We start from the raw sequence: 22636 nt of genomic DNA, 5'->3' as shown, positions 1-22636 counted from the left end.
GGCTCAGCGCGCCGCCGGCGGGCGCATCGCCGGAGCGATTTGTCCTGCTTTAAGGAGTTCGCCACTGCGGATTCCGGGTAGGGGCTTGAGATGAGCTACGTGCACCCCGGCGAGGAGTACTCCCGCGACAGCCGGTACCTCACCACCCGGATCACCGCTGACGGGCGCGACGGCTTCCCCGTGGAGCCCGGCCGCTACCGTCTGGTGGTGAGCCGCGCCTGCCCCTGGGCCAGCCGGGCGGTGATCGTACGGCGGCTGCTCGGGCTGGAGAAGGCACTGCCCATGGCCGTCGCCGGACCGACGCACGACAAGCGCAGCTGGACGTTCGACCTCGATCCGGGCGGCCGCGACCCGGTGCTGGGCATCGAGCGGCTGCAGGAGGCGTACTTCGCCCGGGAACCCGGCTACGACCGGGGGATCACCGTGCCGGCGATCGTGGACGTGCCGACCGGCAAGGTGGTGACCAACGACTTCCCGCAGATCACGATCGACATGTCGCTGGAGTGGGCGCCGTACCACCGCGACGGGGCGCCGGAGCTGTACCCGCCCGCGCTGCGGTCGGAGATCGACGCGGTGAACGAGGTGGTCTACAAGGACGTGAACAACGGCGTCTACCGGGCCGGGTTCGCGGGGTCGCAGGAGTCGTACCGCGAGGCGTACGGGCGTCTGTTCGCCCGGCTTGACTGGCTCTCCGAACGGCTTGAGCGGTCCCGCTACCTCGTCGGGGACGCGGTCACCGAAGCGGACGTCCGGCTGTTCACCACGCTCGTGCGCTTCGATGCCGTCTACCACGGGCACTTCAAGTGCAACCGGCAGAAGCTCGCGGAGATGCCGGTGCTGTGGGCGTACGCGCGGGACCTGTTCCAGACGCCCGGCTTCGGCGACACGGTCGACTTCGACCACATCAAGCGGCACTACTACCTCGTGCACGAGGACATCAACCCGACCGGGATCGTTCCGGTCGGCCCGGACCTGTCGGGCTGGCTCGAACCGCACGGCCGGGCAGCCCTGGGCGGGCGCCCCTTCGGTGAGGGCAGCCCGCCCCAGCCCGTCAGCCGCGAGGAGGCCGTCCCGGCCCACCACACGCCGCTGACCCCGTGAACCCGGCGGACAGGAAGCGCTCGAACTCGGCCAGGAGCCGCCGCGAAGCCTCCTGCATCGCGGACCGGGTCATGCCGGCGGCGTGGGGTGACAGCACGCAGTGCGGATTGTCCGCGAGCACCGAGGCGAAGCCGGCGCCCTCCACCTCGAAGGTGTCCACGGCGGCCCGCGCGGGCCCGGACCGGGGATCGCGCAGGGCCAGGTCCAGGGCCCTTTCGCTCACCACGCTCGCCCGGGCCGTGTTGACCAGGACCGAGCCGGGCCGCATCAGCCGCAGCTCCCGCGCACCGATGAGACCCTCGGTCTCCGGCGTCGCAGGCACATGCACGGAGACGACGTCACAGGTACCCAACAGCTCATCGAGGGAATCCACCCGCCGTCCGGGCCAGCCGGCCGCCCGTTCCGCGGTGAACCGCGGCGAACCGCAGACCCGGACCTCGGCGCCGAAAGCCCGTACCAGTTCGGCCACGCGCCGGGCGATGGCCCCCGAACCCACCAGCCCGACCCGCGCGCCGGCAAGGCTTCCGGTGGGCAGTGCCGTGACCGCCTCGCTCCAGGAGCCGTCGCGCAGGGCGTTCGCGCGCCAGGAGATCCCGCGCAGGGCGTCGAGCATGAGCGCCACGGTCAGTTCGGCCACCGCGCCCGCGTTCGCTCCCGGCGTGGTCCGGATGGCCACACCCAGCCGCTGCGCCGCCGCGTGGTCGAACGTGTCGGATCCCGAGGCCGCTCTTCCCACCAGGACCAGGCGTCGCCTCAGGGTGTCCGCCGTCGCCCGCTCAAGCACCGCCTCGGTGAGCGGAATGCCGGCGCGGCACTTGAGGGCGTCGTAGCCCCGGCCTCCGTCCTCAAGCCGCCCGGCCAGCTCTTCCTCCGAGAATCCGTCGAAGTCGACGGTGTCCCACCCGGCCTCGATGCGGGCTCTGAGGTCGGTGTCGCCTATGCGCCGGACGTTCACGGTCGGTGTGAGCCCCAGCTTTGCGAACGCGGCGAGCTCGGCCAGAGCCGTCTCACCGGGGCCGGCGTCCACGACGAGGACCCGCGCCGGGGTGCGGGTAGACGGACGGTGCAGCTGTACCCGACCCACGAATCCCCGCTCCCCCTGCGTCCCCCCGCCTCAGGGACCGAGCAGTGGCGGTGTCCTGGATCATCTCGCCCGAAGCCGCTGACCTGCAACTTCGCGGAGGTGTGTGTCGGGAGCGGTCGGCGGGGCACACGGGCGGTCAGGCGGTCCCGGATCCGGGCGGTCCGGGGCGGGAGCCTTCGAGAGCGGAAGAGAGGAACTCCTCGTGAACGTGAACGTGTGGGGATACCGCGAGAGCGCGGGCCGTCTGCAGGCCCTCGACCTGACGGGCTACAAGGTCGAGGCAGCGGACGGCGGCATCGGCAAGGTCAGCAAGCACTCCGACGAGGTCGGATCCTCGTACATCGTCGTGGACACAGGTCCGTGGATCTTCGGGCGGGAAGTCCTGCTCCCGGCGGGCACGGTCATCCATGTCGACACGGAGAAGGAGACGATCCACGTCGACCGGACGAAGGACCAGATCAAGGCAGCTCCCGAATTCGAGGGCGAGCAGCACCTCGGGGACACCGACTACTACAGCCGCGTCGGCGGGTACTACGGCAACTTCCTCGGCTGAAGCTGCGCACGGCCGAACCCCGCGTACGGCGCCTCCGCCCTACGGGCGTCCGGCAGCGAGTCGGTCTCCGAGGGGGCTGCGCCGGTACAGGACCTGGCGGCCCTGGCGGGCGCGGGTGACCAGTCCGGCGGCATACAGCACCCGCAGGTGCTGGGAGACCGCGCTCGGGGTGACCCGCAGGCGGCGGGCGAGCTCGACCGTGGCCAGCGGCTCCGCCAGCAGGCCGAGCAGCCGGGCCCGGGGCGCGCCGAGGAGCGGTACGAGGGCGGAGCCGGCCGCCGGGCCCGAGCGGGGTGGGGCGGGGACCGGAGCCCACAGCGTCGCCACCCCGCGGCTGGGGTAGATCAGCGAGGGCGGTTCCTCCGGGCTGACCGGCGGCGCGGGCTTGTGGGCGAAGACCGACGGCACCAGGAGGAGTCCGCGGCCGGATGCCCTGACCCGGTGCCTGGCGAGCATCCTGTCGATGTGCAGGACACCGTCGTGCCAGCGCAGGCTGGGGTGCATGTCGGCGAACAGCAGCCGGGCGCCCCCCATGGCCAGCCGTCGTGCGCGGTAGGTCATGTCGGCTTCGACCACGAGCCTCAGCTGCGGCCACAGCGGTTCGACCGCGATCTCCCAGTAGCGGTGCAGGAGGGTGCAGATGGTGTCCCGGAGGACGGTGACGGCCCCGTCGTCGGCGGTGGCGGCCTCCAGGGGTGCGGGCAGCCGGTCCGGCGCGTGTGCGGCCAGCAGATCGCGCCGCACCCGTGCGGGCGGGGTACGGCGGACGGCGGCGAGTTCGTCCTCGAAGGAGGGGGCGAAACCCGCGGGTCGGGGGGTCAGGAAGTCGGGGAGGGTGAGCCGCGCGGCCACCAGGGACATCAGCAGGCCCGTGTCCAGCCCGTCGAGCGCACCGAGGACGGACCTGCGCCACGGCAGGTGGAGGGTGGAGAGGCCCGGGTCGTGCAGCACCCGCAGGCTCAGCACCGTCTCGCTCAGCGGTGAGACGGCGAACCGGGTGTCGGCGAGGTCTTCGACGCCGAGCTCGAAGCTGATCATTAAGCCGTACGCTACATCGATGTGCAGATCGACGCCCGTGCCGTGGACTTGAGGGCATGACCTTCCCCACCCTCGCTCCCGGTCCGGGCCCGCGCGACGTCCGCATGAGCCGCCGCCTGGTGCTGATCCTGTCCGTGACCTGTGCCGTGGCCGTGGGGAACCTCTACTTCCCGCAGGCCATCGCCCCGCTGATCGCCGCCGGGCTGGACGTCCCGGCCGAGGACGCGACCCTGGTGGTGACCGCAACCCAGTTGGGCTACACCGCCGGGATGGTCCTCCTCGTACCGCTCGGCGACCGGCTGCGGCACCGCTCGCTGCTGGTCGTGCTGCTCTCGCTGACCGGTGTGGCCCTGCTCGGCGCGGGCTGCGCCCCGGCGCTGCCGCCGCTGGTCGCCGCGAGTGCCCTGGTCGGGCTGACCACGGTGGCCGCGCAGATCATCGGCCCGCTGGCGGCCGGCCTGGTGGCGCCCGACCGCCGGGGCGCGGTGCTCGGGACCCTGCTGAGCGGGTCGACCGGGGGCATGCTGCTGGCCCGTACGTTCAGCGGGACGCTCGGCGAGTGGCTGGGCTGGCGGGCGCCCTATCTGGTGGCCGCGGTGGTGACCTTGATCCTTGCCGCCGTGATGGTGTTCGCGGTTCCGGCCACGACCCCGCCCGGTTCGGCAGCCCGCCGGCCGTACGCCTCGTTCCTGGCCGAACCGCTGCGCCTGCTGCGCACCGAGCCGGAGCTGCGCCGCTCCTGCCTCTACCAGGCCTGCGTCTTCGGAGGCTTCTCGGCCACCTGGACCGGCCTGGCCCTGCTGCTGACCGGCCCGGTCTACGGCCTGGGGGCCCAGGCCATCGGCCTGCTCGCCCTGGTCGGCGGCGTCACCATGCTGTGGACCCCGTTCGCCGGACGGCTGGTGGACCGCCACGGACCCGACCCCGTGAACCGGGTCTCCCTGCTCGGGGTCCTGCTGTCGGCCGCGGTCCTCGCGGTGGGTGGCCTGGGCGGCACGGCCGGCCTGGCCGCGCTCGCCGCGGGGACGCTGCTGCTGGACATCTCGATGCAGTCCGGCATGCTCGCCAACACCTCGCGGATGTACGCCCTGCGCCCGGACGCCCGCAGCCGGCTCAACACCGCCTACATGACCTGCGCCTACACGGGCGGCACCGTGGGCTCCTGGCTCGGCGTACGGGCCCATGCCGCCTTCGGGTGGCCTGCGGTCTGCGCCCTGATCGCGCTGCTCGCGGCGGTCGCCCTGGCCCGTCACCTGACCGCGCGAGGCGACGGCCCCGGCCCCCTGTGACTCCACTCACTCGGCCTTGACCGGGGAAAGAAGGCTTACCTAAGTTCGCTTTATGGCCCCCCACCGCGAACCCCACCCCGACGGCCCCGACGGGACGCCCGACAGCCGTGCGCTGGTCGGTTTCGACCTGGACTTCAGCGCCCACGAGATGCTGCGGCGCGCCCAGGTCCTCGCCGCCCTCGGGCCGGACTGGGATCCGGTCGAGGTGATGCGGGGCGAGGATGAGGCGTACGACCTGCTGTACTCCGGTCTCGACGCCGAGCAGCAGCGCGTGTACGAGGAGCTGGTCGCGGCCGGTGTCCTCCCCCGACGCGAGGGCGGCGGGCGTGCTGCCGCGTGACCCGCAGGCCGACCCCGGCCGCCGCGCCTGGGTCGCCTGCCCCAACTGCGACGACGCCCGGGACTGCGAGCCGTGCGCCGACCGGCGGACGTGCTCCGTGCACTGGCGCTACCTGCTGACGAACACCGGCAGCCTGCTGCACCTGCAGTGCCCGTCCTGCACGCACGTCTGGGCCCACGAGAGCGGCTTCGGCGCGACCCGGTCCGTGTGGAGCCGCATCACCAGCGGCCTGTCGCGGCACTGACCCACTCCCCCGCGGCCCGGGTCCCGGCTGCCGCTCGTGCGCGGCCTGCGCTCTCCCGTGCGCGCTCTCCAAGACGCCGCCGTACATGCCGGAGCCCGGCCCCGAGGAGCGGCCGTGTCCCTGCGAGGGAACCTGGTGGCGATCACCCTCGGACTGCGACGATCCCGTCGCGCCGGCCCTCCGCTGACGCTCCGCCACATCGCATGCGGGGCCGGGAGTTCGCGGTCGGATGCGGTGGCTGAAATGCGCGCGGGCGATTCCCCGCTTCTTGTGACCCGGTGGTAACTTCCGCGAGTTGATCTTGCCGGTCGCCCTGTCGTGGCGGCGGCGATCCCTCGTTCAAGGAAGTCACATTGCACCGCCTTTCCGTGTACCGCCCCTCCGCCCTGCTCACCCGCGCCGCCGTCTCGGCGGCGGTGCTGGCGCTGCTGCCCGCCCTTCCGGCCGCGGCCGACACCGGGCGCACGCCGGCGCCCCACCTCGATGCCGTCGAACAGACGCTGCGCCAGGTCTCCCCCGGCCTGCAGGGCCAGGTGTGGGAGCGCACCGACGGCAACGTCCTGGGCGCCTCGACCCCCGGCGGCGGCGACTGGCTGCTGCAGACGCCGGGCTGCTGGGGCGATGACACCTGCGCCGCCCGGCCGGGGTCGCAGCAGCTGCTCTCGAAGATCACCGAGACCGTCGCGCAGGCGAGGCACACGGTCGACATGTCGACCCTCGCCCCGTTCCCGAACGGAGCCTTCCAGGACGCCCTCGTCGCGGGCCTCAAGGCCGCGGCCCAGGGCGCGAACGGCAACCGGCTCAGGGTGCGCGTGCTGGTGGGGGCCGCGCCGGTCTACCACCTGAACGTGGTGCCCTCGAAGTACCGGGACGAGCTCGTGGCCAAGCTCGGCGAAGACGCCCGGAACATCGACCTCAACGTCGCTTCGATGACCACGTCGAAGACCGCGTTCTCCTGGAACCACTCCAAGATCCTCGTGGTCGACGGTCAGTCCGCGATCACCGGCGGGATCAACAGCTGGAAGGACGACTACCTGGAGACCGCGCACCCGGTCGCCGACGTCGACCTCGCACTGGAGGGCCCGGGGGCCGCCTCCGCCGGCCGCTACCTGGACGAGCTGTGGTCCTGGACCTGCCAGAACAAGAGCAACATCGCCAGTGTCTGGTTCGCCGCCTCCAACGGCGCCGCGTGCATGCCGTCGCTCGCGAAGGAGACGGGAGCGGCCGCTCCCCCGGTGGCCCCCGCAGCAGGCGGCGTGCCGGTCATCGCGGTCGGCGGGCTCGGCGTCGGCATCAGGCGCAGCGACCCCGCCTCCTCCTTCCGGCCGACCCTGCCGAGCGCTCCCGACACCAAGTGCGTGGTGGGCCTGCACGACAACACCAACGCGGACCGCGACTACGACACCGTCAACCCGGAGGAGAGCGCCCTGCGGGCGCTGATCTCCAGCGCCAACCGGCACATCGAGATCTCCCAGCAGGACCTCAACGCGACCTGCCCGCCGCTGCCGCGCTACGACATCCGCGTCTACGACGCCCTCGCGGCCAAGCTGGCCGCCGGGGTGAAGGTCCGCATCGTCGTGAGCGACCCGGCCAACCGGGGCGCGGTCGGCAGCGGAGGGTACTCGCAGATCAAGTCGCTGTCCGAGGTCAGTGACACGCTGCGCGACCGGATCGCCCTGGTCACCGGGGACCAGGGCAAGGCCAGGGCCGCGATGTGCTCGAACCTCCAGCTGGCCACCTTCCGCAGCGCGCAGAGCCCGCGGTGGGCCGACGGCCACCCGTACGCGCAGCACCACAAGCTGATCTCGGTGGACGGCTCGGCCTTCTACATCGGGTCCAAGAACCTCTACCCGGCGTGGCTGCAGGACTTCGGCTACATCGTGGAGAGCCCGGACGCCGCCCGCCAGGTCGACGCCCAGCTGCTCGCCCCGCAGTGGCAGTACTCCCGCGCGACCGCCACGGTCGACTACGAGCAGGGGATCTGCCAGGGCTGATCCCCGCCCCGGCTGGGCGGCCCCCCGCGCTCACGCAGGGCGCGGGGGCTGTGGGTGCACGGTGGGGCGGCGGGCCGCCGCGGCGTCCGTGACGTCCAGGAAGACCTGCTCCAACTCGGGCCACCGCCTCTTCAGCTCGGTGCGGATGCGGACCATCGCCTCCTCGACCGTTTCGCTGTCGTAGCCGGCCGTCAGGTCGATTCCGGCGGCGAGCAGCACCGCGTCGGGCCCCAGGCGCATGGTCAGCAGGGCCGTCACGGAGTCGATCTCGGGTTGCGCTTCGAGCAGCGCACGGACCTCGTCCTGCAGGCCGGGGTCGGCCGCCTCGCCGATCAAGTGGGCCCGTGCGCCCTTGCCGAGCACGTAGGCCACGTACACGAGCAGCACCCCGATGAGGACGGAGGCGCACGCCTCGTACGCCACCTGGCCCGTCGCCATGTGAAGCGCCATCCCCGCCATGGCCATGACCACGCCCACGCAGGCCGTGCCGTCCTCGGCGAGCACGGTACGCAGCGCCGGATCGCGCCCTTGCCGTACCTCCTCGGCCATCCCGTGCCCGGCGGCCCGCGCGGCACGGCGTACCTGGTACACCGCCCGCAGCAGCGAGGCGCCTTCGGCGAGGAGGGCGGCGAGCAGCACGATCAGGCCGATCACGTAGCCGTCGTGCGTTTCGTCGCCGCCGGAGCGGAACGCCTCCACGCCCTGGAACACCGAGAAGCAGCCGCCCGTGACGAAGATCCCGACAGCGGCGAGCAGCGACCAGAAGAACCGCTCCTTGCCGTAGCCGAAGGGGTGCCGCTTGTCGGCGGGACGCCTGCTGCGCCGGACCGAGGCCAGCAGGAACACCTCGTTGAGGCTGTCGGCCACGGAGTGGGCCGCCTCCGAGAGCAGCGCCGGCGAGCCGGCGATGACGCCTCCGACGGCCTTGGCCACGCAGATGGCGAGGTTCGCCCCGAGGGCCGCCCACACCGTCAGACGCGTCTCGCCGTCCCGGCCGGCGGCCGCGGCCCCCGGCCGGGACGCGGCCCCGTCCCCGGCTCCGGCCTCGTCCTTGGCCGTGTGCGTGCGTCCGTTGCCCGTCATCCCCGTACGAGGGCGCGTACGCTCTCGATGCTGCCGCAGTCCGCCGCGAGCAGCCGTTCACGCTCGCGCAGGAAGGCGGCCGCCAGCTCGGCCCGCCGCTCGCCCGGCACGCTCTCCCTGGCTCCGTTGAGGATCGTCCGCTCCTCCTCGTCGATGTGGTGGGAGACCGCCTTCACCAGTTCCTCCAGGCGCTCGTCCCACTCGTCCGAGCCGACCTCGGACACCTCCATCAGCGCCAGCAGGGCCTCGTTGCCCTCGGCGTGCTCCTCGGAGCCGTGTTCCACCTCGTCGTTGTCGACGCCCTTGAACCGCTTGAGGGCGCCGTACACCTCGGCTTCCTCGGCCTCGCCGTGGGCGATGAGCAGGGCGGCGAACTCGCGCAGCGCTCCCGCACGGTCCGCTTCCACGCTCCGCATCCGGCGGAAGAGCTCCTCCATCGTCCGGTGGTCCTTGAGGATCACCTCGATGATGTCCTGCTGCACGGCCATGGCCTGCTCCTTCTGTTCCGGTGGGATGCGGTCGTATGCATCCGCTCCGCCCCTTCGGACGTGCTCGCGATCCGGCCGTTCAAACGTGGCTGCCTGCGCAGCGGGGCGGCCGGGGAGACCTGCGCATGACGGCCCGACTTCGGGGCAGAGCAGACCTGCGAGACCCGCACGGCATGGGCGAGGAAAGACAGGACTGTATGCGAAGCGTCGGCGTGGAAGAGGAACTGCTCCTGGTCAACCCGCGGACCGGTGAACCGGCGGCATCGGCGGGCGCGGTACTGGCCTCAGCCCTGCTGTCCGGGGGCCGGGCCGCCGGAGCGGACGGGGAGATCCCGCTGGAGAAGGAGCTGCAGCAGGAACAGGTCGAGTTCGCCACGCGGCCCGTGACCCGGATGGACGAGCTCGCCGAGGAGATCCGCCGGTGGCGCGCCGAGGCCGCGCGGCACGCGCAGACCGCCGGCGTGCAGGTGGCGGCGCTGGCGACCTGCCCGCTGACCGTGGAGCCCACCCTCAGCGTGGGCGAGCGCTACCAGTGGATCGCCCGGCAGTTCGGACTGCCGGCCCAGGAGCAGTTGACCTGCGGCTGCCATGTGCACGTGTCGGTCGAGTCCGACGAGGAGGGCGTGGCCGTCCTGGACCGGATCCGGCCCTGGCTCTCCGTCCTGACCGCACTCAGCGCCAATTCGCCCTTCTGGCAGGGGGAGGACACCGCCTACGGCAGCTACCGCAGCAGGGTCTGGAACCGGTGGCCCTCGGCGGGGCCGGTCAACCTCTTCGGTTCGGCCGCGGCGTACCACGAGCGGGTGCGGGCCATGGTGGAGACCGGCGTGCTGCGCGACAAGGGCATGATCTATTTCGATGCGAGGCTGGCCGCCCGCTACCCCACGGTCGAGATCCGGGTGGCGGACGTCTGCCTGGACGCGTCCACCACCGTGCTGGTGGCCGCCCTCGTGCGCGGCCTGGTCGACACGGCCGCGCGTTCCTGGCGGGCGGGCGAGGCCCCCTCCCCCGTCGACACGGGCCTGCTCCGGCTCGCCGCCTGGCGCGCCGCCCGGTCCGGGATCGACGGACCGCTGATCCACCCTGCCACCCTGCGCGAGGACTCGCCCGAGGCGGTCGTCTGGGCCCTGTACGACCACGTACGGGAGGCCCTGGACGAGAACGGGGACTCCGACCACGTCAAGGCGGGCCTGGAGGAGCTCCTGCGCCGCGGCAACGGCGCCCGCGTCCAGCGGGACCTGCTCCGCTCGACGGGTGATCTCGCCGCCGTGGTCTCCCGCTGCGCGCAGCTGACCGCCGGGGAATGAGCCGGGGAACGAGGGGGCCGGTGGTGCGCCGGAGTCCCCGCTAGTACGCGTTGCGCCGGCGCAGCCGCACCGGGCGGCCGTCCGGATCGACGAGGACGCGGTACAGCGGCATGGCCAGTGTGCGCGCCGGTCGCGACAGCTCCGGCGGGCGGTACGCACGAAGGCGGCCCGGCGGCCTCGGGCCCCGTCCGCCGTCCTCGTACCAGGAGTCCAGCGCGGCGGCGCTTTCCGCGAAGGCCTCGAAGGCGCCCACCGGGTCGCAGAGGACGTCCGGCTCCCCGCCGTCCAGGTGTTCCCGTGCCAGTTCGAGGCGCAGCTCTCTCGCGAAGCGGCGCGCCCCGTCCCCGAGGCCACCCGGATCGCCGGGGCTGCGGGTGTCCGGGCTCTCGTCCAGGACCGCACAGCTGAGTTCCGAATCGTGGGTCCAGGAGCGGAGGTTGATGTTGTCGGATCCGACCGAGGCCCACACGTCGTCGATCACGCACACCTTGGCGTGGACGTACACGGGGGTCCCGGACCGGTTCTCCAGCCCGTAGACCGCCACCCGGTCGGCGCCCGCACGGCGCAGCCGTTCCAGCGCGGTGACCCGCCCGACCAGATACATCGGCAGGGTGAGCCGCCCGTCCTGCTCGGGGACGGTGGGCACCACGGCGATCAGCCTCAGCTCCGGGTTGTCCCGCAACGCCCGGGCGAAGGCGTCGACCACGCTCGGGGACCACAGGTACTGGTCCTCCACGTAGACGAGCGCCGTGGCCCGCTTCAGCGCCTTGAGGTAGCCGCGGGCGATGCTGCGCTCGCCGTCGGGGGCGAAGGGGTAGCCGCGCAGCAGGCGGTTGGGGTACGTGCGCAGCACTTGCACGGTGTGGCTGCCGCAGGGCGGCGGGTCCGGAAGCTGGGGCGGGAGGGTGCCCGCCCGGGTGTCCTCGTGCCGCAGGAGTTCGCGCAGCCGCATCAGCGGGCTGCGGCTGAGGGGCGCCGGATCGTCCCAGCGCTCGCGGAAGGCGGCTTCGAGGTCGCCGACGGCCGGTCCGCGGACGGCCAGGTGGACGTCGTGCCAGGGCGGCCGGGGCCCGTAGGCGGCGGCGAGCGGCATGGCCTGGGGGTCGCCGCGGTGGGAGGCGTCGTCGTTGCGGCTGTGGCACAGGTCGATCCCGCCCGCGTACGCGGTGTCGAGCTCGGGACGGCCGGGGTGGCGCAGTACGACGAGCTTCTGGTGGTGGGAGCCGCCGGGGCGCACCCGCATGTCGAGCAGGCACTCGCCGCCGGCTTCCTCGATCTCTTCGCCGAGGTGGCGGTTCTCACTCTCGCTGAACTGGAACCGGTCCAGGTGGGAGCGCCAGACGAGCCCCTTGACGATCACACCCCGTGCGGCGGCCTCGCAGAGGACCGCGCCGATCTCCGTGCCCTCGCCGTCGAGCCGCTCGTCGGGGTCACCGCGCCAGTCGGTGAACAGCAGGAGGTCCCCCGGGTGCAGGGCGCGGATCTCGCGGAGCAACTCGGCGAAGTAGGTCTTGCCGTGGACCAGGGGGCGTACCCGGTTGCCGCTGGACCACGCGCTCCCCCGGGGGTGGCGACGGTCCAGTCGGGTCGCGGGGTTGCCGCGTTCACCGGTGGTGATCAGCCAGTCACTGTGCTTCACGGGCTCGGCCTCCACCCTGCGGCTACCCACTCCGCCCGTTTCATGCCTGCCGGGAACGGGCGGCGGACGACCCGGGGCACACGGGTGCTCGCCTCCGGTCCACGGCGCTCCGACCAGCGGGCGGTGAGGGAACGTCAAAGGGATTGTGGACCGGGATGTTTGGGCTCGGCCGCAGCGGCCATACGCGTGGTGTCGGTGCAGCCGGCGCTCCCGCAGTCGAGGGGGGCGCGCGCATCGAGAGCGGTGGTCCGCGCGCGGTCCCCGTCCCCCCGGGACGCGCGCGGACTTGCCGACCGGCACCACGCTGCCGTCCCGCCGCAACGGCACCCCGGCTCCCGTCCGGCTGTCTCCCCGCAGCACGCGAGCCCGGGAAAGCCCCCGGCGGCCGTTGCCCTCGCAGCGGCCCCCGGGCCCGGCGGGACGGCGGCATCAGTCCCGGGCGATGCCGGTGATGACCGGGTCTCCCAAGGGTGCGGTGTCGGTGGTGAGCCCGGCGGAGTTGAGGGCAGCCCTGGCCAGGGCGCGGGCCTGGTCCTCCGCCGAGGCGGTGTCGGCCGCCTCGACTTCCAGGTGCAGGCTGAAGGCGGGCGAGTCGGGGTAGAAGGACAGGATGTCCAGTTCTTCGGCCGCACCCAGGTCGGTGCTCCTCGGGTCCGAGGGGCGCAGGGCGCGGATCAGCTCGGTGCGCCCTGCCGGAGTGAGTTCGCCGAGCAGGGTGCCGGGGATGGTGACGACGTAAACGGTCATGGTGTGCAGGTGCCCGTCTCCGCGCGAAGGAACCGTGGTAGATGTCTCGTTGAGCCGGGGGGCGACTGCCGCACCCCTCGGCCGGGAGCGAAAGAGGAGCCGTGACCGCCGCCGCACCGACGTCCACCCTCGCCGGATGGCGCCGGGCCCCGTTCGCCGCCGAGGGCCTCGCGTACGACTGCTACGAGAAGGGCGTCGGCCCCGGTGTGGTGCTGCTGCCGGAGCTGCCCGGCATCACGCCCGAGGTGCTCGGGCTGGCCGACCACCTGGTGGACGAGGGGTTCACGGTGGTGATGCCCTCGCTGTTCGGTACGCCGGGCAAGCCCGTCTCCCTCGCCCGGACCGCGGCGGTCATCGCCCGCGTGTGCGTCTCCGCCGAGTTCCGCGCCTTCGCCACGAACGCCCGCCGGCCCGTCGCCGACTACCTCCGGGCCCTCGCCCGCGACCTTGCGGCCCGTACGCCCGCCGCGGGGGTCGGAGTCGTCGGTCTCTGCTTCACGGGCGGCTTCGCCCTGGCCGCCGCGGTGGACGACGTGGTGCTGGCCCCGGTGATGAGCCAGCCCTCGACCCCGATAGCGCTGACCCCCGCCCGGCGCGCGGACGCCGGGGTGTCCGAGGGCGAGCTGCAGCGGGTGGTCGAGCGTACGCGCAGGAGCGGGCTGTGCGTTCTGGGGCTGCGTTTCAGTGAGGACCGGATGGCCCCGGAGGAGCGCTTCGAGACGCTCCGCGAGCGGCTCGGCAGCTCCTTCAGGGCCATCCGGCTCGACTCCGCCCCCGGCAACGGCGACGGCTTCGGCCGCCTCGCCCATGCCGTGCTGACCCTGGAGGTCCGCGAGGCACCGGGGCACGCGGCCCTCGGGGCCCGGGCGGAGGTCACCGCCTTCCTGCACGACCGGCTGGACGGCTGAACGCGCCCGAGGCCCCCTACGGGACGTTGGTCGCGGTCTCGCACCGGACGGCGACGTCGGTTCCCGCGGTGCCGTCGCAGGTGTCCAGCGTGTCGTCACCGCCGTCCAGGACGTCGTTGCCGCCCTCCGCCTCGGGAGCCGGCGCGGCCGGCGCAGTCGGCGCGAGCTGCTGAGGGGGTGTCATGGTGACGGGGGCGGCGGCGGCCGGGCGGGCGGGGCGCTCCTTGCGGGTGCCGTCCCCCTTGCCGTGCGCGACGTGCCCGGAGTTGCTGTCGCCGATGAGGGCGTCGGTGCCGGGGCCGCCCAGGAGCACGTCCTTGCCGTGGCCGGTCGCCGTGGCTTCGGCGGAGGAGTCGCCGGTGATGGTGTCGTTGCCCGCTCCCCCGTCGACGACGTCGCTGCCGCCGCCCGAGGCGTTGACGCCGCCGCGGCTGTCGCCGATCATGGCGTCGTTGCCGTCCTCGCCGAAGAGGACGTCGTTGCCGCCGCCGGTCGCGCTGCCGCCGAAGGCCATGCTGTCGCCGCCCATGCGGTCATCGCCCGGCCCCCCGAAGAGGACGTCGTCGCCCCCGCCGTCGGCGGCGGCTCCCGTGGTGATCAGGTCACCGCGGATGAGGTCGTTCCCTTCGCCGCCTTCGAGCTGGTCGTTGCCCAGACCGCCCGCGAGGGTGTCGGTCCCGGCCAGGCCGCAGATCAGGTCGTCGCCGCCGCGTCCGTCGATGATGTCGGCGCCCGCCGACCCGACGATGACGTCGTTGCCCTCGGTCCCGTTGATCGTGCCTGCTCCGGTGATGGTCGCCGCGCGTCCGAAGCAGGTGGTCGCGGGGGTGTCCGCGGCCGCTGCCGGGAGGCCGAGCGAGAGCAGCAGTGCTGCCGCCAGCAACGTGTGTGACTTTCGGGCGTGCATGGGACCTCCGGGTGTCGGTGCAGGGGCAGCGTAATTCCGAGGGGAACATAGGGTGCGAATTGCCTATATGCAATGACATGCCTGGATGTTGGTATGCCTTACGCCCCGTTGGCCCAGCGCGGGCCCGCGGGCCGCGGCGCATGACGCCTCCCCCGCGGCCCGCACAGCCTCCCTGCCAGCTGCTATCGCCTCCGGTCCACCACCGCCAGCAGCTTCCCGCTCGTCGCCGTACGGGCCAGGTCGGCTCCGTCCACCGGCTCGACCGTGAAGTCGAGCAGCTTCTCCGACACGGCCGAGTGCAGCTCGGGGTAGGAGGCGAGGAAGACTTCGCGCGCCCGTTCCGCGTCCGTGACGTGCGCGCGCTCCATGCGGAGGACGAGGCCCTCGCGGGCGGGTCCACTGCCGAGGACGGCCTGGATCTCGCCGCCGTAGCTCAGGTGCTCCGCCGCGATGGAGACGAAGCGGCGGTAATTGAGGAAGTACGTCGCCACCCGCATCACCTCGCCCAGCCGGCCGAGGAGTTCGAAGCGCGGGGCGTGGCTGCCGCAGGGACAGCGCCCGGGGACGGCCCGGCCGAGGTCGCCGATGACGTAGCGGTCGAGGTGCTGGCCGCGGCGGGCCCGGGTGGTGAAGACGAGCCGGCCGGTCTCTCCGGGCGCCACCGGGCGGTCGGCCTCGGCTTCGACGATCTCCAGGGTGTGCAGGTCGGCGTGGAGGTGGTGGACGCTGCCGGTGCTGTGCGTGCACTGGTAGCCGAGCGGGCCGAGGTCGGTGCTGCCGTAGGTGAGGGAACGGATGACCTCGATGCCGAAGGTCTCGGTGAGCACCCGGCGCTGCTCCTCGGTGAAGTGCTCGCCGCCGTAGTAGATCTTCCGGATGCCGCCGTAGGACCGCAGGAGGTCCGCTTCCTCGTGCAGGAGCTGCCAGAGGTAGGAGGGCATGCCGAAGAGCGTGTCGACCTGGTACGCGGTGATCATCTCGGCGGTGGCCCGGTGGTCGGAGCCGGCCGCCATCGGCATCTGGACGCCGCCCAGGCGCTCCAGGATGGAGAAGAAGCTGATGAACCCGCCGTACATGCCGCCGCAGTAGAGGAGGTTGGCGGTGCGGTCGCGGGCGGGATCGTAGCCGGCGGCGAGGAGGCCGCGGGCGGCGGCGTGCATCTGTGTGTCGTAGTCCTCGTAGCTGAAGAGCGAGAGGGCGGGCGCCGCGGTGCTGCCTCCGCTGCGGAAGTACAGCTCGGCGTCACGCCGGTCGACTTCGCCGTTGAGGTGCTGGACGGCCGCCTTGTCCAGCAGGGGCCCGGCGGGCCGGGGGAACTCGGCCGGGCGGACGAGGTCGTCCAGGCAGGCCGTGGTGGCGAAGCGCTCGTCGGCCTGGACGGCGACGCGGCGGCTGTAGCGCTGGAGGGCGTAGACGCCGTCGTGCGGTTCACCGGCGTAGCCGGCCGTCATGGCGCCGACCGGGGTGACCCGGGTGGCGCCCGCGGCCAGGACCAGGGCGGAGAGCTCGGCGGTGTCGGTGCGGCTGCCCGCGATCCCCGCCGTCTGGAGGTAGCGGCGCATGGGGCGCAGCGTGGCGATCAGGTCCTTGCGGGGCAGCGGCTTGACCCAGACGCTGCGGTGCAGCGGGGAGGCCGTGAGGGCCGGACGGGTGTCGGCCATGACCCGCCAGGTGCCGTCCGGTGCCGCGAGGACCCGGGTGAAGCCCAGGTGCTCCTCCAGCCGGGCGAGGTGCTCGGTGGTGGTCAGTTCCGCGTACTCCGCCGGGTCGAGCTCCTCCCCGGCGGGCGCCGGCTGTGCCGCCAGGGCCGCGGCGAGGCGGCCCGCGCAGGCGTGCAGCTCGTCGGGGTCCCGGGTGTCGAGGTACACGACCTGGGGGCTGGAGCAGGCCTGCTGCTCGAACAGGCAGATGTCCCGGGCCAGGGAGTCCAGGACCGCCTCGTCCGCCCAGGCGTCCGAGGTGAGGTAGGCGAAGGAGATCTTGTGCCCCCACTCCACCAGACGGCAGCCGGCCGGGACATGGGCTGCCACGCCCTCGACGGCGGCCTCGCCGCCCCAGACCGCGACGGCGTCGGCGGGCGCGCACATCAGGCGCAGCCAGTCCTGGCGGGAGGAGGGGAAGCGGAGCACGATGATGCGCTCGGCGAGGGCGCCGCTCGGGTCCTGCGCGGCGAGTTCGGCGAGGAGGTGCTGGGCGAGGAGGGTGTCGGCGCTGCTGGTCTTGAGGACGTTGACGTTGCCGGCCAGGAGCCCCTCGATCAGGCTGAGCGGGGCGACGGTGGCGGCGTTGCCGGGGGCTATGTGGGCGACCAGGCCGACGGGCGCCCAGGCCTCGTACACCGTCTCCTTGGCGTCGGGCCGGTTCAGCCGCTGGGGGGCCGTGCCGCCCAGTTCCCGGCGGAGTTTGCGGGTGAGGGCGCTGCGGTCGAGGAAGGCGGCGAGTTCGGCGAAGAGTTCCCCGGCCTCCTCCCCCGGGCCCGTCGGCAGGTGCGGGACCAGCCGCTCGCGGATGCGGTGGCCGGGGTCGCGCAGGGCCTCGGCGAGGGCGTCGCAGGCGGCCAGCAGGGTTTCGGTGTCGAGGGGCGCGGCGAGGGCGGCCTCGACGGCGGCAGGTAGCGTTTCCAGGCGGCGCGCGGCCTCGTCGTCGCCGATGAAGGCGCCCTGCCAGTAGTGCTGGTTGGTGCTGGTGTGGGTCATGACATGCCCTTCATCAGTTCGGCGGCGGCCACGGCACAGCTGCGGTTGCGGCTGACGCCGGCGCGACCGTGGATCGTGAACCACGGGGTGCCGAGCTCGCAGCCGCACTCCTCTCCCGGATGGAGGGAGGCGAGGTCGCCCATGACGACGCTCTGTGCGGGAACGGAGGTGATGTACGGGGACACCAGGTGCAGGTAGCCGCGCTCGCCGTACGGGAGGGGTTCGAGGGTGCGGGTGGAGCGGACGAAGACGCGCGACCAGACGGGCGCGTGGAGGTTGTGGTGCGCGCACTCGATGTACGGAATGCAGTGCTCGACGGAGCCGAAGGTGTCGCGGATCCGCTCGGAGGGGATGCCCAGCTGCTCGGTGACACGGGCGTAGAGCTCGTGCTTGCCGATCTGCTGCTCGCTGTGGCCCTTCCAGCCGCCGCCGAGGATGACCAAGGAGCCCGCGGGGAGCTGAAGCGGCGGCAGGCCCATGGCGCGCATGCGTTCCAGGGTGAACCAGAGGAAGGCGGGGAAGCCGAGGATGCGTACGGGGGCGTCGTCCTCGGCGAAGCGGCGCAGTGCGGCGACGCAGCCGAAGGGGTCGAACTCGTGCCCGCCGCCGGTGTGGCGCAGGGCGTACTCGACCGTGCGGGCCGGGGCGAAGTCGCACAGGTAGTTGTCGGTGAACGAGGTGCCCAGCTTGAGGTCGCGGGCGGGTTCGTAGCTGTAGAGCAGGTAGTTGACGGGCTGGTCGGGGGTGATCCAGCCGTTGTGGTCGAAGATGCGGGCGACCATGCGCTGGGCGGAGCGGATGGTCCACTCGTCGAAGAACATCTGCGACTTCTGTCCGGTGGTGCCGGAGGAGGTCAGGTGGAGGTGGACGTCGTCCCCGGGTATGGAGAGGACTTCGTGGCGCTTGAAGAAGTTCGCGTGCACCAGGGGCGCGCCGTACGGGGCGGCGGGCCGCTCGGCGTCGTACAGGCTGCGGAAGAACGGGGACCGGTCGCGGTGCCAGGCGTTGATCTCCGCCATGGCGGCGGTGAAGAGCTCTTCCTCGGCCGGACCCGAGGTGTAGGGCGCGCTCAGGTCGCACAGCTGCTGCACGTGGGCGAGGGCGGCGGGGTCGGGGACGTCCACGGGGGCGAGATGGGGGTTCGAGGGCATCGAAGGGTTCGCGGTGTTCGCAGGGCTCATGGGGCAACCTCACGTGAGGGCAGATGTGTCGACGCCCAGGCCGACACATAGGAATCGAGGAAGGGCTGGAGCGGCGGGTCGACGACCACGCCGCGGAAGTCGATGTGCTCGGTGGTCCGGGACATCACCACGTAGTCGTGGAAGCCGTCCCCGTCGCGGCGCATGGCCGGGTAGAGGGCTCCTGCGATGAAGCCCTCGGCGGCGAACGCGGAGAGCCCGGCGTGGTGTTCGAGGGGCACGAGGGCCTCGACGTAGCCGGCGCCCGCGCGGGTGAGGGTCCGGGTGACCTGCTCCAGCCGGCCGGCGGCGGCCGCGGGTTCGGGGTGGGCGGTGACCAGGGCGCAGTACCCGCCGGTGCGGTTGAGGTAGGCGTACACCTCGAAACTGCCGTCCTCGGGAGTGAGCAGGATGTTCGGGGTGTGCAACGGGTAGAACCAGCGGCCCTGGTCGGGGAAGTGTTCCTGGAAGCGGCGGCGGACGAAGGCCGGTGCCTCGATCATTTCCAGCGGTCGCGGCGCGGGGCCGGCCGGGGTCGGCTGCGGCGCCGTGGGCCGGGTCGCTGCGTAGCTGATGCCGAGACTCGCCCCGGCCGTACGCAGGAGCGGCACCAGGGAGGCGGGCACCTCGTCGACGGGGACGCGGCGGTCGAGCACCCCGGGTGCGTGACGCGCGTAGAGTGCGAGGCTTTCGCGGCTGCTGAGCTCCACGGCATTGGGCAGGATGCCGAGGGGGCGGAAGCCGTTGCGGGCCACGACGCGCTGCGGTCCGGCGCTGACCGTACGGACGGTGGCGTACACCGAGTCGAGGGTTCCGGTGTCCAGGGTGGCCTCGCACAGCGCCTCGGTGAGCAGTCCGGCGCACCCGGAACCGCGCTGGTCCGGGTGGACGGCGAGCCCTTCGAGGCGGCCGACGCGGCTGCCGGGCTCACTGTGCACGGCGGCCGATCCGGCGAGGGCGCCGGTGCGCGGGCAGCGGGTGACGAGCCATAGGGTGTGCGGGTCCTGGATGAGCCGGGACATCTCGGCGGGGTCGGTGCCGAGCGCCGTGGGGTAATGCGGCCCGTAGACGGCGTAGTAGAGCTGGCGCAGATCGGCTATGTCGGCCGGGGTCGCCTGTTCGATCACGGTGGTCATCGGGCGCCTCCCGCAGCGGTTTCGGCGGATCCGGCTCGGGTGTCGGCTCCGGTCTCGGTTTCGGTTTCGGCCTCGGATTCGGTCTCGGGTTCGGATTCGGTCTCGGGTTCGCGCGTCGTCTCGGAGGCCTCCGCTCCCGCTGCACCGGGGCGCTCCGGCAGCAGGGCCAGGGCGAGGGCGGCGGGGACCAGTCCGGCCGCTTGGACCAGGCACAGCGTCCGGGCCGAGAAGTGATCGCCCAGCACCCCGAAGAGCAGCGAGGCGACCGGGAAGGTCGCGCCGAGGACGGCCTGCATGACGGCGAAGAAGGCGGGCTTGTCGGCGGCCGGCACGAGCCGCTGGAACAGGGCCACGAAACGCACCCCGATCACCCCGACGCTCCACCCGGCCACCAGCAGGGAGCCGGCGAGGACGGGCCGTGCGGCGATCAGGCCGGGAAGGGCGAGCGCGAGGGCCATCAGGCCCAGGCAGGCCGGGCCCACCACGCCGGGCCGGCCGGGCACCCGTGCGCCGGTGAAGGAGCCGATCAGCGTGCCCGCGCCGAGCGATGCCTCCAGGAGGGTGACCGTACCGCCGCCACCGTGCAGCACCGAGGCGGTGTACAGCGGCATGACGACGAAGACGGCCGTGGTGAAGAGGTTGGCCGCGGTGAAGCAGAGCAGGACGGCCCGGACGTACGGCAGCGCGCCCAGGATCTGACGCAGCGTCTGCCGCGGTGCCCCGCCGTCACCCGCAGCGGCGTCCGCGTCCACGACCGGGGCCGCATCCGGTTCACCGGCCGGGGGCCGTGCGGCATCGGCGGTGCCGTCCGCGCCGTGGAAGCGTACGGTCGCCACCAGCAGCGCGGCCACGGCGTAGGCGGCGGTGCAGCCGACGGCGAGGCCGGTCATCCCGGCCCCGTCCACGACGAGGGCGCCGAGCATGGCTCCGCCGAGGCTCGCCAGCGACTGGGTGGACAGCTCGAAGCCGGTCGCGGCCTCGATGTCCTCGTCGTCGACGAGCTCGGGCACGGAGGTGGTCAGGCACGGGTCGAAGAAGGCCTGGCAGGTCGCCAGGGCGAGTCCTCCCGCGTAGGCCGCGGCGACCGGCAGGTCGCTCACGCCGGCCCAGCCGGCGAGCGCAGCGGCGACGACTCCCGCTCCTGCGGCCGCGGCGCGGAGCAGTGAGCGGTGGGCGAAGCGGGCGATGGCACGGGCGATGACCGGGGCCAGGGCCACGGCGGGCAGTGTGCTCACCGCCATGAACAGCCCGGCCGCGGATCCGCCGTCGCCGGAGGCCGCGTAGGCGATGAGCCACCAGGAGGCGCCCACCTGGAACATGCGCATGCCGGCCTGTGTGAGCACTTGAGCCAGCCATACGGTCCCGAACGTGCGGTTGCGCAGGACGAGGGGCACCCGGCGGGCGGGGGCCGTCACGGCGGTCATGCGGTCGGCCTCTCGTCGAGGACGCGGACGAGCTTGCCGGAGCGGGAGTTGACCGCCAGGTCGCGGTGGCGGGCCCACTCGACGCGGAGCGGGTGGACGAAGCCCGCTTCCACGCTGTCGGGGTAGAGCGGCCGGGCGGTGTTCAGCCCGGTGACGACCCGCCGGGCGAGGACGTCCAGGTCGGCGGGGGTCTGGCGGGGACCGGTGGCCAGGCGCAGCACCAGGCCGTCGCGGCCCTCCCAGCGGCGGACGACGAGCTGCATGCCGGTGACGCGGCCCTCGGTATCGGCAGCGGCGACGGCGTTCACGGTGTCCTGCCAGTGCAGGGAGACGGGGCCGACGCGTACGCCTTCCTCGGCGCGGCCGAGGATGCGGAACGGGCCGCCTTCGGTGGTGGTCCACTCCGCCCGGTCGCCGGCGGGGTAGCGGATGACGGGCATCAGGCGGCGGAACAGCTGGGTGACGACGACGCGTCCGGGCCGTCCCGCCTCGCGTATCGGTTCGCCGGTCGTCTCGTCGAGGATCTCGACGACGGTGTGCGGGGTGAAGGGGCGGTGGGTGCGGGGGTCGGGTCCGGGTACCGGCCTGCCGAGCAGGCCCCCGTCCACGCTGGCGTAACCGAGCGAGCGGGGCTCGGCGTTGGGGAAGGCGGCCCCGAGGAGACGGCGCTGGTCGGCGAAGAGTGCCTCTCCCCCGAACAACAGCAGTTCCACATGGGGGAGTTGGCGGTCCTGGGAGATCAGGTGCTCGGCGAGGCGGCACAGGGTGGTCGGAGTGCCCGCGACCACCTGCGCCGTGAAGTCCTCCAGCGTGGAGACCACCGACTCGGGCGGGGCGGCGCCGCCGATGGGCAGCCGGACGTTGGCGAGGGGGGCGTGGGCGAGCGAGTCCAGGATGAACAGGAAGCTGGCGTAGAGCTCGCCGGCGTAGAAGAGGTCGGCCACCCGGTGACCGGGCCGCAGGCCCGCGTCGGTGAACCCGGCGCCGAAGGCGGTGACGAACTCCTGCCATTCCTCGCGGGTGTAGTACGAGAACCGCGGCGTGCCGGTGGTGCCTCCCGTCTTGAAGACGACGGCCTCCGTGAGGGGGGCGGTCAGGACGCGGTTGTCGCGGAGGGTGTTGGCGGCCCAGAACGCGCTCTGGTCCACCACCGGCAGGTCGGTGATCCGCGTCACCTCGGGAGGCAGGTCCGCGTAGAGGTCGGCGTAGAAAGGTGAGTTGTCACGGGCGAAACGCACGAGGTCTGAGAACTGCTGGACGGGCATGCTGCCTTTACCTGAAAGATGGAAGATGAAAGTTGAAATAGACGGGACCAGACGAGGGGCCGCAGCCAACCGTGCACCTGGTGCGCACAGTTGCCGGGCCGGTCACAAGCTGATGCCCATTCACATGATGGAACACGGGGAACGTACCGCCAAATCGAACGGGCTCTCCCGGCCAATGAGGGCAGCCTTCCGGCCCGCCGGGCCGAAACCGCGCC

Annotated in this window: 20 protein-coding genes; 8 read left to right on the top strand and 12 right to left on the bottom strand. The window is 72.8% G+C overall.

All coding sequences use genetic code 11. The annotated features are described in order from the left end of the window. The first annotated feature begins 90 nt into the window (after positions 1-90). Complete coding sequence (locus AC0666_RS12135; RefSeq protein WP_478707541.1) at positions 91-1101, top strand: glutathione S-transferase family protein; 1011 nt, start codon at positions 91-93, stop codon at positions 1099-1101. Here the strand turns inward: AC0666_RS12135 and AC0666_RS12130 are convergent. Continuing rightward, entirely contained in the window at positions 1052-2185 is a 1134-nt protein-coding gene (locus tag AC0666_RS12130; RefSeq protein WP_478707540.1) for an NAD(P)-dependent oxidoreductase, read from the bottom strand. The genes AC0666_RS12135 and AC0666_RS12130 overlap by 50 nt on opposite strands. 202 nt (positions 2186-2387) lie before the next feature. Here AC0666_RS12130 and AC0666_RS12125 point away from each other — a divergent pair, with 202 nt between their 5' ends. Then, positions 2388-2738: a PRC-barrel domain containing protein gene (locus AC0666_RS12125; protein ID WP_468963864.1), complete on the top strand. Its 351-nt coding sequence runs from the start codon at positions 2388-2390 to the stop codon at positions 2736-2738. 39 nt (positions 2739-2777) lie between these two features. Here AC0666_RS12125 and AC0666_RS12120 read toward each other — a convergent pair whose 3' ends face one another. Further along, the gene (locus tag AC0666_RS12120; RefSeq protein ID WP_468963863.1) at positions 2778-3776 is read right to left on the bottom strand and encodes an ArsR/SmtB family transcription factor; all 999 of its coding nucleotides are present in this window, start codon (positions 3774-3776) and stop codon (positions 2778-2780) included. Between the two features lie 104 nt (positions 3777-3880). Here AC0666_RS12120 and AC0666_RS12115 point away from each other — a divergent pair, with 104 nt between their 5' ends. The 4 genes from AC0666_RS12115 (at position 3881) to AC0666_RS12100 (ending at position 7643) form a co-directional block, all read left to right on the top strand. Next, a complete protein-coding gene (locus AC0666_RS12115) occupies positions 3881-5065 on the top strand; it encodes an MFS transporter (RefSeq protein ID WP_478707561.1) in 1185 nt (394 codons plus the stop codon). A gap of 52 nt (positions 5066-5117) precedes the next feature. Beyond that, a complete protein-coding gene (locus AC0666_RS12110; RefSeq protein ID WP_468963862.1) occupies positions 5118-5405 on the top strand; it encodes a DUF6400 family protein in 288 nt (95 codons plus the stop codon). Further along, positions 5392-5649: a hypothetical protein gene (locus AC0666_RS12105; RefSeq protein ID WP_468578968.1), complete on the top strand. Its 258-nt coding sequence runs from the start codon at positions 5392-5394 to the stop codon at positions 5647-5649. Before AC0666_RS12110 ends, AC0666_RS12105 begins: the two co-directional genes overlap by 14 nt. Positions 5650-6002: 353 nt before the next feature. Further along, complete coding sequence (locus AC0666_RS12100; RefSeq protein ID WP_468963861.1) at positions 6003-7643, top strand: phospholipase D-like domain-containing protein; 1641 nt, start codon at positions 6003-6005, stop codon at positions 7641-7643. 30 nt (positions 7644-7673) lie between these two features. On the opposite strand, the gene AC0666_RS12095 is transcribed toward AC0666_RS12100, so the two are convergent. Then, entirely contained in the window at positions 7674-8726 is a 1053-nt protein-coding gene (locus AC0666_RS12095; RefSeq protein ID WP_468963860.1) for a cation diffusion facilitator family transporter, read from the bottom strand. Next, complete coding sequence (locus tag AC0666_RS12090) at positions 8723-9214, bottom strand: hemerythrin domain-containing protein (RefSeq protein WP_468578971.1); 492 nt, start codon at positions 9212-9214, stop codon at positions 8723-8725. The genes AC0666_RS12095 and AC0666_RS12090 overlap by 4 nt, the downstream gene beginning before the upstream one ends. A 197-nt stretch (positions 9215-9411) precedes the next feature. On the opposite strand from AC0666_RS12090, the gene AC0666_RS12085 reads away from it, so the two are divergent. Next, positions 9412-10521 (top strand): glutamate--cysteine ligase 2, encoded by a 1110-nt coding sequence (locus tag AC0666_RS12085; RefSeq protein ID WP_468963859.1) that lies wholly within the window; start codon positions 9412-9414, stop codon positions 10519-10521. Positions 10522-10561: 40 nt separating this feature from the next. Here the strand turns inward: AC0666_RS12085 and AC0666_RS12080 are convergent, their stop codons facing one another. Together AC0666_RS12080 and AC0666_RS12075 are read right to left on the bottom strand one after the other, a co-directional pair. Continuing rightward, a complete protein-coding gene (locus tag AC0666_RS12080; RefSeq protein ID WP_478707539.1) occupies positions 10562-12160 on the bottom strand; it encodes a phospholipase D family protein in 1599 nt (532 codons plus the stop codon). A 429-nt stretch (positions 12161-12589) separates the two neighbouring features. Continuing rightward, positions 12590-12907, bottom strand: coding sequence for a hypothetical protein (locus AC0666_RS12075; protein WP_468578974.1), 318 nt, complete (start codon positions 12905-12907; stop codon positions 12590-12592). Between the two features lie 101 nt (positions 12908-13008). Here AC0666_RS12075 and AC0666_RS12070 point away from each other — a divergent pair, with 101 nt between their 5' ends. Further along, positions 13009-13815 carry a dienelactone hydrolase family protein gene (locus AC0666_RS12070; RefSeq protein ID WP_478707538.1) on the top strand — a complete coding sequence of 269 codons (807 nt, stop codon included), beginning with the start codon at positions 13009-13011 and terminating at the stop codon, positions 13813-13815. 16 nt (positions 13816-13831) lie between these two features. On the opposite strand, the gene AC0666_RS12065 is transcribed toward AC0666_RS12070, so the two are convergent. The 6 genes from AC0666_RS12065 to AC0666_RS12040 all read right to left on the bottom strand — a co-directional run bounded on the left by AC0666_RS12065 (position 13832) and on the right by AC0666_RS12040 (position 22421). After that, entirely contained in the window at positions 13832-14722 is an 891-nt protein-coding gene (locus AC0666_RS12065) for a calcium-binding protein (protein WP_468963855.1), read from the bottom strand. Between the two features lie 182 nt (positions 14723-14904). Then, positions 14905-17418 (bottom strand): aldehyde dehydrogenase family protein, encoded by a 2514-nt coding sequence (locus AC0666_RS12060; protein ID WP_468963854.1) that lies wholly within the window; start codon positions 17416-17418, stop codon positions 14905-14907. Further along, on the bottom strand, positions 17415-18599 hold the full coding sequence (locus AC0666_RS12055) for a LuxE/PaaK family acyltransferase (protein ID WP_478707537.1): 1185 nt from the start codon (positions 18597-18599) through the stop codon (positions 17415-17417). Before AC0666_RS12055 ends, AC0666_RS12060 begins: the two co-directional genes overlap by 4 nt. Beyond that, a complete protein-coding gene (locus AC0666_RS12050) occupies positions 18596-19732 on the bottom strand; it encodes a GNAT family N-acetyltransferase (protein WP_468963852.1) in 1137 nt (378 codons plus the stop codon). Before AC0666_RS12050 ends, AC0666_RS12055 begins: the two co-directional genes overlap by 4 nt. After that, positions 19729-21156: an MFS transporter gene (locus AC0666_RS12045; protein ID WP_478707536.1), complete on the bottom strand. Its 1428-nt coding sequence runs from the start codon at positions 21154-21156 to the stop codon at positions 19729-19731. Before AC0666_RS12045 ends, AC0666_RS12050 begins: the two co-directional genes overlap by 4 nt. Beyond that, complete coding sequence (locus AC0666_RS12040) at positions 21153-22421, bottom strand: phenylacetate--CoA ligase family protein (RefSeq protein WP_478707535.1); 1269 nt, start codon at positions 22419-22421, stop codon at positions 21153-21155. Before AC0666_RS12040 ends, AC0666_RS12045 begins: the two co-directional genes overlap by 4 nt. Positions 22422-22636 lie beyond the last annotated feature (215 nt).

The organism is Streptomyces sp. NPDC043680, from assembly GCF_056436685.1.
Note: the sequence above shows the minus strand (reverse complement) of the source record. Positions and strands in the feature narration are given on the sequence as shown.